This window comes from Streptomyces sp. SID12501 (assembly GCF_010550245.1).
Classification (GTDB): Bacteria; Actinomycetota; Actinomycetes; order Streptomycetales; family Streptomycetaceae; genus Streptomyces.
In genome coordinates this window covers 142,386-157,206 of sequence record NZ_JAAGLU010000019.1, presented here as the reverse complement: position 1 = coordinate 157,206, position 14,821 = coordinate 142,386, and the positions used below count along the sequence as shown (strand labels likewise).

General features: G+C 70.8%; 17 protein-coding genes. 8 read left to right on the top strand and 9 right to left on the bottom strand.

Annotation, left to right across the window (positions count from 1 at the left end; all coding sequences use genetic code 11):
* Positions 1-243: 243 nt before the first annotated feature.
* Entirely contained in the window at positions 244-1,224 is a 981-nt protein-coding gene (locus G3I71_RS23590; protein ID WP_164316937.1) for an SCO0930 family lipoprotein, read from the bottom strand.
* Between the two features lie 290 nt (positions 1,225-1,514).
* Here G3I71_RS23590 and G3I71_RS23585 point away from each other — a divergent pair, with 290 nt between their 5' ends.
* From G3I71_RS23585 to G3I71_RS23575, 3 genes are all read left to right on the top strand, one after another.
* Positions 1,515-2,261: a hypothetical protein gene (locus G3I71_RS23585; RefSeq protein ID WP_343243055.1), complete on the top strand. Its 747-nt coding sequence runs from the start codon at positions 1,515-1,517 to the stop codon at positions 2,259-2,261.
* Positions 2,262-2,279: 18 nt separating this feature from the next.
* Positions 2,280-3,044 (top strand): DUF4239 domain-containing protein, encoded by a 765-nt coding sequence (locus G3I71_RS23580; RefSeq protein ID WP_203731108.1) that lies wholly within the window; start codon positions 2,280-2,282, stop codon positions 3,042-3,044.
* 281 nt (positions 3,045-3,325) lie between these two features.
* Positions 3,326-3,850 carry a hypothetical protein gene (locus G3I71_RS23575; protein ID WP_164316933.1) on the top strand — a complete coding sequence of 175 codons (525 nt, stop codon included), beginning with the start codon at positions 3,326-3,328 and terminating at the stop codon, positions 3,848-3,850.
* Positions 3,851-3,945: 95 nt separating this feature from the next.
* Here G3I71_RS23575 and G3I71_RS23570 read toward each other — a convergent pair whose 3' ends face one another.
* Positions 3,946-4,431: a hypothetical protein gene (locus G3I71_RS23570; RefSeq protein WP_164316931.1), complete on the bottom strand. Its 486-nt coding sequence runs from the start codon at positions 4,429-4,431 to the stop codon at positions 3,946-3,948.
* 342 nt (positions 4,432-4,773) lie between these two features.
* Here G3I71_RS23570 and G3I71_RS23565 point away from each other — a divergent pair, with 342 nt between their 5' ends.
* Positions 4,774-5,436: a class F sortase gene (locus G3I71_RS23565; RefSeq protein WP_164316930.1), complete on the top strand. Its 663-nt coding sequence runs from the start codon at positions 4,774-4,776 to the stop codon at positions 5,434-5,436.
* 45 nt (positions 5,437-5,481) lie between these two features.
* On the opposite strand, the gene G3I71_RS23560 is transcribed toward G3I71_RS23565, so the two are convergent.
* Positions 5,482-6,327 carry a polysaccharide deacetylase family protein gene (locus G3I71_RS23560; RefSeq protein WP_164316928.1) on the bottom strand — a complete coding sequence of 282 codons (846 nt, stop codon included), beginning with the start codon at positions 6,325-6,327 and terminating at the stop codon, positions 5,482-5,484.
* A 146-nt stretch (positions 6,328-6,473) separates the two neighbouring features.
* On the opposite strand from G3I71_RS23560, the gene G3I71_RS23555 reads away from it, so the two are divergent.
* From G3I71_RS23555 to G3I71_RS23540, 4 genes are all read left to right on the top strand, one after another.
* Positions 6,474-6,950: a universal stress protein gene (locus G3I71_RS23555; RefSeq protein ID WP_164316926.1), complete on the top strand. Its 477-nt coding sequence runs from the start codon at positions 6,474-6,476 to the stop codon at positions 6,948-6,950.
* A 251-nt stretch (positions 6,951-7,201) separates the two neighbouring features.
* Complete coding sequence (locus G3I71_RS23550) at positions 7,202-7,750, top strand: sigma-70 family RNA polymerase sigma factor (RefSeq protein WP_164316924.1); 549 nt, start codon at positions 7,202-7,204, stop codon at positions 7,748-7,750.
* A gap of 146 nt (positions 7,751-7,896) precedes the next feature.
* Positions 7,897-8,412 (top strand): hypothetical protein, encoded by a 516-nt coding sequence (locus tag G3I71_RS23545; RefSeq protein ID WP_164316922.1) that lies wholly within the window; start codon positions 7,897-7,899, stop codon positions 8,410-8,412.
* 139 nt (positions 8,413-8,551) lie between these two features.
* Positions 8,552-9,211 (top strand): anti-sigma factor, encoded by a 660-nt coding sequence (locus G3I71_RS23540; protein ID WP_164316920.1) that lies wholly within the window; start codon positions 8,552-8,554, stop codon positions 9,209-9,211.
* A 34-nt stretch (positions 9,212-9,245) separates the two neighbouring features.
* On the opposite strand, the gene G3I71_RS23535 is transcribed toward G3I71_RS23540, so the two are convergent.
* From G3I71_RS23535 to G3I71_RS23510, 6 genes are all read right to left on the bottom strand, one after another.
* Complete coding sequence (locus G3I71_RS23535) at positions 9,246-10,109, bottom strand: Fpg/Nei family DNA glycosylase (protein ID WP_164316918.1); 864 nt, start codon at positions 10,107-10,109, stop codon at positions 9,246-9,248.
* A gap of 31 nt (positions 10,110-10,140) precedes the next feature.
* Complete coding sequence (locus G3I71_RS23530) at positions 10,141-12,228, bottom strand: SpoIIE family protein phosphatase (RefSeq protein WP_164316916.1); 2,088 nt, start codon at positions 12,226-12,228, stop codon at positions 10,141-10,143.
* Positions 12,229-12,292: 64 nt separating this feature from the next.
* Positions 12,293-12,556 (bottom strand): hypothetical protein, encoded by a 264-nt coding sequence (locus G3I71_RS23525; RefSeq protein WP_164316756.1) that lies wholly within the window; start codon positions 12,554-12,556, stop codon positions 12,293-12,295.
* A gap of 89 nt (positions 12,557-12,645) precedes the next feature.
* A complete protein-coding gene (locus tag G3I71_RS23520) occupies positions 12,646-13,482 on the bottom strand; it encodes an amidohydrolase family protein (protein WP_164316913.1) in 837 nt (278 codons plus the stop codon).
* Entirely contained in the window at positions 13,479-13,793 is a 315-nt protein-coding gene (locus G3I71_RS23515; RefSeq protein ID WP_164316911.1) for an L-rhamnose mutarotase, read from the bottom strand. Before G3I71_RS23515 ends, G3I71_RS23520 begins: the two co-directional genes overlap by 4 nt.
* Complete coding sequence (locus tag G3I71_RS23510; protein ID WP_164317029.1) at positions 13,790-14,773, bottom strand: aldo/keto reductase; 984 nt, start codon at positions 14,771-14,773, stop codon at positions 13,790-13,792. The genes G3I71_RS23515 and G3I71_RS23510 overlap by 4 nt, the downstream gene beginning before the upstream one ends.
* Positions 14,774-14,821: the final 48 nt, after the last annotated feature.

Genomic DNA, 14,821 nt, shown 5'->3' with positions numbered 1-14,821 from the left:
TATCGCGAACTTCCTCCGAAAAGTATCCGGAGCATTCCAAAGACTTCTCAAGGGTTACGAAGTGTCGCCGTCGGCTCCTGGCGGGAATGCGGCGAGTCGGGGACGATTCACCGGCAAATCGCCCTGCCTACCGACGAGTTCCGGACATGCCGAAGCGGCCTGCTCCCTCCGCCCCGCACGGACTGTGCGGGGCGGAGGGAGCAGGCCCGGAGAAGTCGGTCTCCCCTGTTGCCTGTTCGGCTGTTACTGGTTCGGCGCGCCGACCAGCTTGCCGTCGGGGGCCACGGCGTACCAGGTGCCGCCGACGCCCTGGCCGTTGGTGTCGCCGGCCTTCTTGTCGTTGATGAAGGTGTAGATGGGCGAGCAGTTGAGCGTCTGCTGCTCGGCGCCGTCGGGCCGGGTGAAGTTCATGTAGCCCTTCTCCTTGATGCCCTTGGTGTTCTTGAAGGCGACCGGCTCGACGACCGGCCACTTGTCCAGGCAGGCGCCGACACAGGCGGACACCGGCTTGGGCCAGGCCTCGTCCTTCAGGAAGCGGTAGACCGTCATGCCGTTCTTGTCGACGACGATCGTCCCGAGCTTGGGGTCGTTGCGGGTGGACAGGCCGGGCAGTGCAGCCAGCGTGGCCTTCTTGCCGTCGGGAGCGAGGCCGTACCACTTGCCGCCCACACCCTGGCCCTTGATGTCACCGGGCGCGGTGTCCTTGGCGTAGTAGTAGGCCGCCCAGCCGCCGACGGTGAGCTGCTTGGTGCCGTCGGAACGGGTCACCTCGCCGAGGAGCGCGGCATCGATTCCGACACCGGCCGTGACATCGTCCGCCGGAACCGGCGGCCAGGCGGTGGCGCAGTCGCCGTCACAGTTGGACTTCGGCGGTTCGGCCGTGTCCTGGTCGAAACGGTAGAGCGTACGGCCACTGTTGCTGGCCAGCACCTTTCCGACCTGTGCGTTGGTGACCACGTTCAACTGGCCTGCGGCGGCCGAGCTACCGGCGGCGGCCTGCTCCCCGTTGGCCGCCGTACCGGTGTCGGTACCAGTGTCCGTACCCGTACCGGTGCCTGCCGTGCTCGTGCCGGCCACGGACCCGTATCCACCGGCGGCCGGAGCCGCTGCGCCGACGTTCTGGCTGCTTGTGTCGGTGGCCTTGTCCTGACCGCACGCCGTCGTCAGCGCCAGGACGGCCGCAGCTGACGCTACGAGTGAGGCGCTCCGCCAGGAGGTCTTCATTACGTACTCCCCGTAATCATTAGGGTGTTGCGACGCCCTGCTGGGCCGCCGCACGGTCCTAGGTACGGGCGGGGATGGTCACTGTGTTCAACCACCGCACAAAATTCTTTCCGAAGTCTGTGGCCACACCCGTCCCGCCAGCCCCACCCGCAGCACCTCGCACATGAGGACGATCACCGGCCGCACCTAGAACGCGTGATCCAAACCGCTGCACGACATGCGTCACTCGTTCGGGGCAATCCCTCGCGCTCCCGCGCGCGCGGGAGCGCTCAGCACACATGATCTTCGTCGTGTATGGACCCACACTGACCCGATTCGCCCTCGCCATACGGGTATTGGCGCCACTGGCCCTGACCTGGCTGCTCATCGGCGTGCCGGTCAGCACAGCCGACGCGGCGACCTGCGTCTCCGTCGCCACCGGCTCGGGCAACGGCACCTCGGTGACAGTCACCGGACCCGGCGCCACGGTCACGGTCGGCACCGGCGTGCCGTCCGCCACCGGACACGGCTGGTCGGTCAGCACGGGCAACGGCGGAACGGCCGTCACCGGCAACGGTACGGCCGTCGTCGTCGGCACCGACTCCTGGTGTCCGAGCCCGACACCGCCGCCCCCCTGCCCCACACCGACGCCCACCCCGACACCCACACCTACGCCGACTCCCCCACCGACACCCACGCCCACGCCCACGCCAGAACCGCCGCCACCACCGAACCCGAGGCCCACCCCGACCCCGCCCCCGAAGCCCACTCCCCCGCGGAAGGCGACGCCGGCACCGAAGCCACCGGCCGCCCCGCCCGCCCCGGCCCCGCGGCCGACCCCGAGCCCGCCGCAGCCCACACCCGCGCCCGCGCCGGCGCGCACCCCGTACCGGAGCCCGAGCCCGACCGCGTCACCGATCCCGGCTCCGGTCAGTTATCCGCCGTACCACGTGTCCGCCCGCAAACGGACCGTCCGCAGCGGCCCGTCGCTGGTCTCGTTCACCCTGCTCATCACCGTGCCCGCCGTGATCGCCGTCGCCGCACTGCGTCCGCGCTGACCCCTTGGAGGCATCCCCTTGTCGGAATGGCTTGTTCTCGCCGTCGCGATCGCGGCCGCGTGCGCGGTCGTCATCCTCATCACCTTCGTACGGGACCGCAGGGCCCCGGAGGACGAGGATCCGTCCGATACCCCGGACGTGATCGAGTACATGACGATGTGGATCGGCGTGGTGTACGCCATCGTGCTGGGTCTGGCCATCGCCGGCGTCTGGGAGGCGCGTGGCGTCGCCCAGGACCACGTCGGGACCGAGGCCCACGCACTGCACGAGATCTCGGAGCGGGTCCGGGTCTATCCGCCGGACGTCCGTGACCGCATTCGGGACGACGTCAACGCCTATGTCGGACACGTCGTCAAAACCGAGTGGCAGGAGATGGCCGACCACGGCCGGGTCACCAAGCGCGGCGACCAGTTGCTGCAGCGCGTCCGCGTCGACGTCACCGACTACGAGCCGGCGACGGACTTCGAGGCACAGGCCTACCAGCCGCTCCTCGACCAGGTGACCACGGCGGACCAGGCACGCACGGCCCGCGCCGACTCGACCGGGCCGACCATGCCCAGCGTCGTGTGGTTCGGTCTGATCGCGGGGGGCATGATCACGGTCGGCATGATCTTCGCCCTCCAGATCCGCCGCACGCCCCGCGAACTGATCCTCGCCGGGCTCTTCTCGACCCTGATCGCCTTCCTGCTCTTCCTGATCTGGGACTTCGACGCGCCCTACAGCCGTGGCATCACGGCCACGGCCGATCCGTTCCTGATGCTCTTTCCGGGCGCGGGCCGCTGACCGACCGCGGTCCGGCGGGGACCGGCGGGACCGGCAGGGACCGGCTGACGGTTCCTCACCGGCCGCGTCCACGGGGGACACCCGCCACACGCGCGTGTCCCCCGGCTTGCTCAACGAGATCCCCTGAGCGGCCCACATCCGTGCCCCATTCGCACGACACCGATCGCGCGTACGCACGTGTGTTCCTAGCGTTTCGGTCATCGAGGTGCATTTCTGGCGCGACCGGTACGGCGCGAGCGGAAAAGGTCCGCAGCTGCTCCTCGGGGACCCGGAGGACTCATATGCACGCGATACGCGTCGCCTCGGCCGCACTGCTGGGCGTCACCGCCCTCGTCTGCACCGCGCCCGCCGCTCAAGCGGCCGTCACGAACAACAGCGTCACGTCGTTCGGCTTCAGCGTCGTGCCCTCGACCATCGCGGCTGGCGGACAGGTCACCCTGCGCGTGGACAGCTGCGACGACGACACCCGGGTGTCCTCCGGTGTCTTCGATCCGGTCACCATCCCCAAGGGGCACTCGTCGGCGACGGCGAAGGTCGACTGGGACGCCAAGCCGGGGGCCGCGTACCGGGTGACGTTCACGTGCGGCGGCGAGAGCGGCCACACGGACCTCACCATCGCTGTCGGGCACCCCAGCGGCCCCACGCACTACCCCCTGCCTGTCCAACAGGGTGTGCACGCGGGCGAGGGCGGCAGCGTCGCCGGCTTCGACCTCAAGGAGATCGGCCTCGGAGCCGCGCTCATCGCGGGGTCACTGGGCGTGGCGTACCACTTCTCGCGCCGCCGCACCGGCGACGACAGCGCCTGACCCGGCAGCACCCGCACAGCCCTTCGCCCCGGACCCTGACGGGTTCCGGGGCGAAGGGCTGTTGACGTGCGGACCGCGTTCCGAAGGGGAGAGCGTCAGATCCGGCTCTCGGACCGGCGGCGCATCCAGAACACGCCACCGCCGACGAGCGCGGCGGTCACCAGCCCGCCCCCGATCGCCATGTCGGTCGGGGTGGCCCCGGCGGAACTGCTCCCACCGAGACCGCCTCGGACGCCACCGATGACCGTGAAGACACTGGTGAACGTGTTGGTCTTGCCTTCGCAAATGGTGGTGACGCTGTATGAGCCTGCACCGGCATTCGAGTTGACGGTCACTGTCGCCGTCGACGAGCTCGTTCCCCTGGGGGAGAGCGAGGTGCTCGGGAAAGCATTCGAACTGATGGTGCCGGAACGGGTGCACGCAGAGCCGTTGACCGTGAGCACCAGCTGCCCGCCCGCGGCGATGACGCTCGGTGCGGCCGTGACGCTGGACGGCTGGTCCCAGGCCGAGGCCGCCGGGGCGGCGAGCCCCAGCGCGGCAGCCGTGGCGGCAGACACCACCAGGGCGCGAGTTGTACGCATGTGAACCTCCGCGGAAGGCGCCCCGGGACCCGTCCCCGGTCGATCGGCGAGAAAACGCCTCCCAGACGAACCCTCAGATGCCTTGCGCGCAGCCGCATTTCGGGAATGGTCCGTCCTGGTGAGAGGACACGCCGACAGAAGACCGCACAATCAGATATTGCCGCAGGTCACGGACCGTCAGAAAAATACTTTCGACGCCGACCCGGATGGCTCACGAACGACACGTCCGCCACTCGTCCGCCACCCGTTCGCCGCTGCCCCGTCGCCGGTTTCCATCCGGGCACTTAGCGTTCTCGTATGCGCGATTGACACGGCGACGGCCGGGTCGAGAGGGGATGACGAATGTCTGCGTCCGAGCTGGCGGAAGAAGAGGAGCGGCGGAAGAAGCGCGCTCCGTGGGGCGTGATAGCGCTTGTTCTGCTGACCGGCCTCGCTCTCATTCGGAACGGTTCCGGAGAGTTCGACGTGGGTCCGCCACAGCCCGCGTCGGCGGCGGCAGCGGAAAGCCGCCTCCCCGGCGGCACCTTCTCCAGTGGCCCGGCCGCGCTGCCGTACTCCGTGGTCGACCGGGTGCGGATCCCGGCGATCTCGGTCGACGCGCCGGTGCTGCCGGTGGGTCTGGACGCGGCCGGGTGGGTGGACGCCCCGCCGCCGGAGGACCCGAACCTGGCAGGCTGGTTCACCGGTGCCGTGTCGCCCGGCGAGAAGGGCACCGCGGTGATCGTCGGCCATGTCGACAACAAACAGGGCCCCGCCGTGTTCTACGGACTCGGGGCCCTCAAGAAGGGACATCGCGTCGAGGTCCAGCGCCAGGACGGAAAGATCGCCGTTTTCGAGATCTACGGCATCGAGGTCTTCGAGAAGAACAACTTTCCCGGCGACCGCGTCTACGGCAGCAGGAACACCCCCGAATTGCGGGTCATCACCTGCGGGGGCGGTTTCTCCAAGCAGAACGGCTACAACGGGAACGTGGTGGTGTTCGCCCGCCTGGTCGAGGTTCGCTGAGCGTTCCCCGACCGGGCGGGCGAAAGCCCGTTGCCGGTGATTCGGTTATGTGTAATGCCGCGTCGGTACGGTGATGTGGTACCCGGAATCCAGCAGTTCCGGCAGATAGTCGCGCAGCGCCCGGACGCTCTGCGAGCGGTCGCCGCCCGCGTCGTGGGAGAGCACCACGACACCCGGGGCGGCGCCACGCTCGACCCGGTCGGCGATGGTGCGGGCGCCGGGGGCCATCCAGTCGAGGGTGTCGACGGTCCAGGCGAGCGGCTCCATACCGAGTTCGGCGCCGAGTTGGAAGGCGGTCCGGTTCCAGGCGCCGTAGGGGGCGCGGAACCAGACGGGCGGTTCACCGCAGGCGTCTTCGACGACCTTGCTGGTGCGCTCCATCTGGGAGCGGATCTCGGACCGCGTGAGGCGGGTGAGCAGCGGGTGGGACCAGGTGTGGTTGCCGACGACGTGCCCGTCGTCGGTCATCTCGGTGAGCAGGTCCTTGTTGTCGACCGCCATCTCCCCGCACACGAAGAACATCGCGCGGACGTCGTGCTCGCGCAGGGTCCGCAGGATGTCCGGGGTGTAGCGGGGGTCCGGGCCGTCGTCGAAGGTCAGCACCATGGTGCGGCCCCGTCCGGACACGCGCAGCAGCGGCTCGTGGCGGACCAGGGTGCGTCCGTGGGCGGCGGCGCGCGGAGGGCCGTAACCGGTGAGGGGTTCGAGGCGGTACGCGGAGGGCTTGAGCGCGCGGTGCGCCGGGGGGCCCGCGGCGGGGGCGGCGGCGGGGGCGGCCGGGGTCGTGTCCTGGCCGGCGGTGAGCAGCGCGGCCGTACCGGCCGCTCCCACGGCGGCGGCTCCGCCGATCATCAAAGCCCGGCGCCGTGTGAGCAACTGATCCTTCGTCATGACTCATCAGTCGCCCGGTCCGGTCCTGACGCCCCGCATCGACACCGGTGCGGCGGCAGGAAAGCACCCGCCTGGACCAGTGCGCGGGTTTGATCACGGCCGCCCCGCGTGCCCTGTGGACCCCCTGCTCCCGATAGCCTCGCAGCGTGACGGAACACCAGCACTCATCCCGGGGCGGGCATCAGTTCGAGCGGGGCACGGACGGTCCGAAGGTCATCGTGGTCGGCGTCGACGGCTCCGACTCCTCGTTCCGTGCCGCCGCCTACGCCGCGGGGCTGGCCCGGCGCCAGCACGCGCTGCTCGCCCTGGTGTACGTACAGCCGGTGCTGACGGCGGGCGCCGCGTTCGGGGCGCCGGTCGCGGAGGCGACGGACGGCATCGCGGAGGATCTCATCGCGCAGATCCGGGAGTCGACCGAGCAGGTCAAGGGGATATTCGATGTCCGCTGGGAGTTCCACACCCTCCGCGGGGACCCGTACACGGGCCTGGTGAAGGCCGCCGACGACCTCAAGGCGGACGCGGTGGTCGTCGGCACGTCCGAGCAGGCGGGCCACCGGATCATCGGCTCGGTCGCTGTCCGGCTGGTGAAGGCGGGCCGCTGGCCGGTCACGGTCGTGCCGTAGCGGGAGCGGGAGCGGACAACCGTTGGTGTCAGAGGTGCGGGCGAGGTGGGCGGCCTGGGCGCCGCCCGCGCGCAGCGGCGTGACCGCACCCGCCCCGCCCGCCGTGCGCGCCGATCCCGCGAGCCGTCCGGCCGACGAGGAACGCGCCGCTTCGACCGTTCGTCGCACCGTTCGTCGACGGGTCCGACCGTCCGCCGCACACTCCGGTCCACGGTCTGTCCCGAATCAGGACGCTGCGATGCCATACGGCCATGACGGCCGGAACCACCATCACCCACGGGACGACGACCGCCGAGCACGAGCTGGCCGCGCTGCAGCGCGAGCACGGCCGACCGCTCTTCGCCCTGCTGCTGCGCCTGTGCGACGGCGACCGGCAGCGCGCCGAGGACCTGGCGCAGGAGACCCTCGTACGCGCCTGGCAGCACCCCGAGGCGCTGCGCGCCGACGACTTCGACTCCGTACGCCCGTGGCTGCTGACCGTCGGACGGCGGCTCGCCATCGACGCGCGGCGAGCCAGGCAGGCGCGGCCCAACGAGGTCGGGGACGCGATCCTGGAGAACGCGCGGGTGTGCGCCGATCACGCGGAACGGTCCGCGGCGGCACTCGATGTGCGGGAGGCTGTGAAGACACTCACTCCTGAGCACCGTGAAGTCCTGGTGCTGGTGTATTTCCAGGGGGCGAGTGTGGCGGAGGCCGCCACGGCGCTCGGAATCCCGCCCGGTACGGTGAAGTCCCGCGCGTATTACGCGCTGCGCGCCCTGCGCCGAGTCCTTCCGGGTTATGCGGCCGACCTGCGGTGAAACCAATGGTCAGGTCAAACCTCGGTAAAGTGCCTTGCTGAGGACCATGGTTGAGCAATCAGCTGTCCTCATCCGTGTGCGGACCGGGCGAGTCCCGGAGGTCCGGGGTCGGGCGACGCGCACGCACCGGAGGAAGGCAGGAAGGGATGCTGCACAGAGGTCAAGAGAGCACCGACGGCACCGGCGGGGGCGAACTCACCGTCCCCATGGCCTGGTTGTACGCCGAGTACATCGCCGACGAACTGTTGCGGACGGGCGACCTGATGCCGCCCACGTCCTTCGAGTTCCGCGCGGGTCGGGACGCGCTGGCACTCACCATCTTCCTGTCCGACACCAGCGGTGAACTCTCGGGCATCCGGGTCATCACCCAACTGGAGAAATGGCTTTCGCTGACGGCGTACGACCAGCCCTGGCAGGACTGGGTCCGGACACGTATTTCAAGGTTGGCGGCCGACGCACTCGAATCGAGGGCGCCGGCACCGGACTTGGACATGGCCGCTGCCGCCTGGCGCTGGCTGGAGGAGACCGAGCTGCTCGCCCCGGACCTGGACGCCGTACCGGGAGGCGGGCCCGTGCTCGGTGAGGACGACGGACCGAAGGTGTGGACCCCGGCCTGGCGGCTGGGACTGCCTCTCGGGCATCTGGCGATCCATCTTTTCTAGAATCCGACCAATCCGCGGTCCACTCCGCTCCGAACACCTTTGGTCTCGATTCGGTATGGGGCTTGAGTGATTCCGCTGTCCGGTGCGTACCGGTGGTAGCAACAACACCCCACCCGTACCATCGGCACGAGGATTCGTCATGAGGTCCCTGGAACGGCATCGCGACGTCGGCGCATACGCGCTCGGCGTGCTCGACGAGGCGGACGCCTTCCGCTTCGAGGACCACCTCATGGAGTGCCCCGAGTGCACCCTCCATGTGACCGAATTCGGTCCCGCCACACGGCAGTTGCTGCTGTACCGGCGAGCCACGCCGCGCTCCGTGCACCCCATGGCCCAACCCGGTCCCAGTTTTCTGGACCGGCTGCTCGGCGAAGTCGCGGCCCGTCAGCGGGTCGGCCGTCGGCGCTGGCTGTACGCCGTGGCCGCCTCGGTGGTCTTCGCCGTGGCCGGGCCCGGCATCGCGATCATGGCGAGCGGCAGCGGCGCCGCAGACCGCACGCAGCAGGTCGCCGCGACCGACGAGCGGTCGGGCGTCTGGGCACAGGTCACCAGTGAGAACACGGTCTGGGGCAGCCAGATCGAGTTGAAGGTCAAGGACGGCGCCGGCCCCCGTGCCTGCCACCTCGTCGCCATCGCGGACGACGGCACGGAAGAGACGCTGACCAACTGGAAGGTGCCCGAGCACGACGCCCGCGCGAGCACGATGATGGGCGCCTCGACACTCCACCCGAACCAGATCGACAGGTACGAGCTGCGCACCACCAACGGTCTGCACCTGGTCACGCTGGATGCCCCCTAGCCCGACGGGCGCCTGCCATGGGCCGTCTGCCGGCCTACTTCAGCAGGCGTGACATACGGCGGTCCGCGAGCGGTTTGCCGCCCGTCTGGCAGGTGGGGCAGTACTGGAGCGAGGAGTCGCTGAAGGAGACCTCTCGGACGGTGTCCCCGCAGACCGGGCAGGGTTCGCCGGTCCGGCCGTGCACCCTCAGGCCGCTCTTCTTCTCCGCCTTCAGGCGTCCGGCCGCAAGGCCCCGGGAGCGTTCGATCGCCTCGGTGAGCGTCGTACGCAGCGCCTCGTACAGCCGCCGGTTCTCCTCCGGCGTGAGCGAGGCGGCGAGCTTGAACGGGGACATCCGAGCGGCGTGCAGGATCTCGTCGCTGTAGGCGTTCCCCACCCCCGCGATCAGGCTCTGGTCGCGCAGCGCCCCCTTCAGCTGCCGCCGCTCCCCCGCCAGCAGACCGGCGAGGCGTTCCTCGTCGAAGTCGTCGGCGAGGGGGTCGGGGCCGAGGCGGGCAACGCCTGGCACCTCCTGCGGATCGTGTACGACGTACACGGCGAGCCGCTTCTGGGTGCCGGCTTCGGTGAGGTCGAAGCCCTCGCCCGTCTCCAGCGCGACACGCAGCGCGAGCGGGCCCTTTCCGGGCTTCGGCGGGCCGTCGGGGAGGCGGTCGCGCCAGTGCAGCCAGCCCGCGCGGGCCAGGTGGGTCACGAAGTGCGGGCCGCCGTCCGTCGTCAGGTCGAGGAACTTGCCGTGCCGGTGCACGGCGGTGACCTCGCGGCCCTCCAGGGCGGTGAGCGGTGGGTCGTACGTCTTCAGGACGCTGATCGCGACGGGCAGCACGCGGACCATCTCGTGGCCCACGAGGCGGTCGGTCAGGAAGTACCTGAGCGCTTCGACCTCGGGAAGTTCCGGCATACGTCCAGAGTGCCACCGCGCGCCCCGGCGCTCAGCTCGTGGGCGGCACCGCGAACTCGCACCACACGACCTTGCCGCCGCCCCGCGCCTCGACGCCCCAGTCGTCCGTGAGGAGGTCGACCAGGAGCAGGCCGCGCCCGGAGACCCCCGACTCCCCCGCCTCCCGGCGGCGCGGCAGCGCGCTGGAGGAGTCCTCGACCTCGACGCGCAGCCGGCGTTCGGCGCCGCTCAGCACGCGCAGGGTGACGACCGCCGCGCCCTCGGTGTGCATCAGGGCGTTGGTGATCAGCTCGTCGGCCACCAGTTCGACCTCGTCGGCACGCTCGCGGGCGCCCCAGGCCCGGACCGCCGCGCCGATCATGTGCCGGGCCTCTCTCAGCGCGTCGGGATCGGCCGACGCGACGTGCTGCTGGAGCCGTCCGCCGGACTGTTCGGCGGCCAGGCCCCGGCGGCGCAGGAGCAGCAGGGCCACGTCGTCGTCCCCGCTCCGCTCGTCGGCCACCTCGATGAGGCAGTCGGCGAGTTCCCAGACACTCTCCGGGCCGGCCGCGATGAGCGCCCGGAGGGTCCGCAGCCCGTCGTCGAGGTCGGCGCCGGGCTGCTCGATCAGCCCGTCCGTGCACAGCACCAGGGTCTCGCCGGGGTCCAGTTCGAGGGTGGTCACCGGGTAGGTGAGGTGCCCGAACTCGGCGGAGAGGCCGAGCGGCAGCCCGCCGTCGACCGGGACGCGGCGGCAGGTGCCGTCGGCGCGCCGCACCAGCGGGTCGAGGTGGCCGGCGCGCACCGCCTGGACCACCCCGGTGGACAGGTCGACCTCCGCGTAGAGGCAGGTCGCGAAGCGGCCGGTGTCGAGTTCCCGCAGGAAGACGGAGGCGCGGGCCATCACCGTGGCGGGCGGGTGTCCCTCGGCCGCGTACGCCTTCAGGACGATCCGCAGCTGGCCCATGACGGCCGCCGCGTGCGTGTCGTGGCCCTGTACGTCCCCGATGACCGCGCCGACCCGGCCGCCCGGCAGCGGGATCACGTCGTACCAGTCACCGCCGATGTCCCGGCCGAGCTGTCCGCCGGAGGACGCGGCGCGGTAGCGGACGGCGATGTCGGCGCCCGGCACGTCGGGGATGGAGCGCGGCAGCATGGCCTGCTGGAGCCCCTGGGCGAGGTCCTTCTCCTGCTCGAACAGCATGGCCCGCTGGAGGCTCTGCGCGATGCTGGTGCCGAGCGCGACGAGTACGGCCCGGTCCTCCGCCGAGAAGCCGTACCGGTCGCTGTAGAGCAGGCCCATCCCGCCGATCGGCCGGGCCTGCGCGATGAGCGGCAGATAGGCGGCCGAGGTGATCTTCAGGTCGGTGAGATGCGGCCACAGGATCGGATAGCAGGCCGCGAACTCCTCCGGCGACTCGATGAAACGCGGGCTGAGGGTCCGTACGACGTCGCCCATCGGGTAGGGCTCGTCGATACGGGTGATGCGGGTGCCGGGTACGGAGGCGCCCGCCGGGCCCTCGGCGACCAGCCGGATGCGGCCGGCCTCCACCAGGCCCATGACCAGGCTGGCCGCCCCGAGGTGGGGCACGTCGTGGGAGTCGGTGAGGACGTCGATGACGTCCTCCACGGTGCGGGCGTGCGCGAGGGCGGCCGTGACGACCTGTACGACGTTGGTCTGGCGGCGCCTGACCTCGTCCTGGGCGGCCTGTTCGGTACGGGACTGGCTGTCCCGCAGCTCCTGCGTGGCGTCGCGGACGATGCCGATGACCCGGCGCGGGCGGCCCGTCTCGTCGCGGCGGATGTAGCCCTGGGTGTGGGTCCACTGCAGGACGCCGTCGCGGCGGCGGAGGCGGAAGTAGGCGCCGTAGTTCTCGCTGCCGTCCTTCATGGCCTCGGCGACGACGGAATCGAGCCTCAGGCCCTCCATCCGGGGCACCCGCACGCCCAGGCTCTCCGGGTGGCCGTCGTATTCGTCCGGGCGCAGATCGAAGATCTCGTGCGCCAGGGCGTCCATGTGGAACAGGCCTGCGTCCAGGTCCCAGTCGAACGTCCCCATGCGGTTGAGCGCCAGAACCGGGTCCGGGTGGGCGGGCCATTCGTCCGGGAGTGACAGGGCGCTCGCTCCCCGATCAGCCATGGGCCTACCCTGTCAGTTTTTGGCTGATTATTCGACTTGTCCGACGCCTTTCGCGGGGCGCCTCTCACTCGCCGACGTCCTCGCAGGGGTCGTACGGGACATAGGAGCCGTACGCGGTGGTGGTCTCGTCGGGAATCAGGCCACCGCCGTCAGGGAGGTCGGGAATCTCCGGGACCCTGTCGGGGCCGATGTCGCTGCAGGCGTCCTGGGCGGTGCCGAGTCCGACGTCGTCCGGGGACACGACCTCCTCGCCCGGCGGGTCGCCGTCCCAGCCGCCGACGAGCAGAGCCGCGGAGAGCGCGCAGGCGGTGACAAGGGTTCGGTGCATCTCTCATTGTCTGCGTCACCCGCTCGGCGAACGCAAGCCGAGAACGGTCACCCACGGTCACAGTGGAGGGAAAGCAGAGGGAGGGTGGGTCAGAGTCCGTAGACGCGGGTCGCGGTGCCCGCGAAGACCTGCTCGCGTTCGTGCCTGTCGAGTGAGGCGGCCAACTTCTGTGCCAGGGACAGCACTTGGCCGTACGACGCCGCGAGCGTGCACACCGGCCAGTCCGAGCCGAACATCAGTCGGCCGGGGCCGAAGGCGTCCAGGGCCGTGTCGGCGTACGGGCGCAGCTCGGCGGGCGTCCAGGAGGCGTGGTCCGCCTCGGTGACCAGGCCGGAGAGTTTTCCCACCGCGTTGGGCAGGGCGGCCAGAGCGCGGAGGGCAGAGGCCCAGGGCTCCAGCGCGCCGGAGGCGATCGGCGGCTTGCCCAAGTGGTCCAGGACGAAGGTCAGTTGCGGCAGCGACTCGGCCGCCCTGACGCACCCGGGCAGTTGGTGCGGAAGGACGACCAGGTCGTACACCAGGTCCGCTTCGGCGACGGCGGTGAGGCCACGGCGTACGTCCGGGCGCAGCAGCCACTCCGGATCCGGCTCACCCTGGACCTGGTGGCGGATGCCCTTCAGGTACTCCCCGCCGGGGAGTTCACGCAGCCGGGCGAGCTCGTCGGCGATGTCGGTACGGGTCAGGTCCGTCCAGCCGACGACGCCCGCGATCAGCTCGTGCTCCGCCGCGAGCGCCAGGAACTCCGGGGTCTCCTCGGGCACGGTGATCGTCTGGACGAGGATCGTGCGGTCGACGCCGGCCGCGCGGGTCTCCGGCCGGAGGTCCGCCATGGTGAAGTCCCGGCGCAGTGGGCTGTCCTCGGCGATCCAGTCCTGGTCCCGGACCGACAGGTCCCACACGTGGTGGTGCGCGTCGACGACCGTCACGGCAGCTCCCAGACCACCGGCAGGCCCGACTCCGTGCCCTCGGCGGAGTAGTCGTGCACCACGTCGAGGAGTTCGGCCATCCGTGCCTGCCAGGCCACGTTGACCGGCAGTTTCTCCAACTCGGCGAGGAGCAGGGCGTAGTCGGCGCACTCCAGGACGTGGAAGAGGTCGGTGCCGCTGCGCCAGATCGTCCAGGAGGTGGCACCGGCGGCGCGGATCGCGTCGGTCAGCTCGACGGGGACCTCGCGGTGGGCGGCGTCGTACTCGGCGACGCGGTCGGCGCGGACCTTGGTGTGCAGGGCCACTCTCATGACGGATCCTCCGACGGCTCTTCGGTGGACAGCAGGCCGGTGTCCCTGAGTTCCTGCCAGAAGGCATCGGGCACGGGGGCGGCGAACTGCTGCGCGCAGTCCCGGACTTCGGCCGCCGAACGGGTGCCGACGAGGACTCCGGCGACGGCCGGGTGGGCCGCGCAGAAGGCGAGCGCCGCGGCCCGCAGGGTGATGCCGTGCCGGTCGGCGACAGCCTTCATGCGCAGGGCGCGCTCCAGCAACTCTCCCGACGCCGTCGCGTAGTTGTACGTCGCCCCGGGCCTCGGGTCCGCCAGCAGACCGGAGTTGAAGGCACCGCCGATCACCACGGACGTACCGCGTGCCACGGCGGCGGGCAGCAGTTCGGTGAGCGCGCTCTGGTCGAGGAGCGTGTAGCGGCCGGCGCACAGGACCACGTCGACGTCCGTGTCCCGGACGAAGCGGGTGAGCATCTCCGCCTGGTTCATACCCGCGCCGATCGCCCGCACGACGCCTTCCGAGCGGAGCTTCTCCAGCGCCGGGTAGGCCTCGCGGAAGGCCTCCTCGGCGTGGTCGTCGGGGTCGTGGAGGTAGACGACGTCGACGTGGTCGACGCCGAGCCGCTCCAGGCTCGCCTCCAGGGTGCGGCGTACGCCGTCGGCGCCGAAGTCCCAGACGCGGTGGTGGGCGGCGGGGACCGCGAAGCCGTTGGCGAGGTCGTCGCCGGCCGGGGCCTCGGTGGGTTCGAGGCGGCGGCCGACCTTCGTGGAGATCGTGTACGCCGAGCGCGGGTGCTCGCGCAGGGCCGCGCCGAGGCGGCGTTCGGAGAGGCCGATGCCGTAGTGCGGCGCGGTGTCGAAGTAGCGGATGCCCGCGTCCCAGGCGGCGGACACGGCCTCGTGCGCCTGTTCCTCGGTGACCTCGGTGAAGAGGTTGCCGATGGCGGCGGCGCCGAAGCCCAGGCCGGTGACCTCGACGCCGCTGCGGCCGAGCGCGTGCACCGGCATGGGCACGGGGACGGACACGGGAGTGCTCTTTGGTGTGTTGTC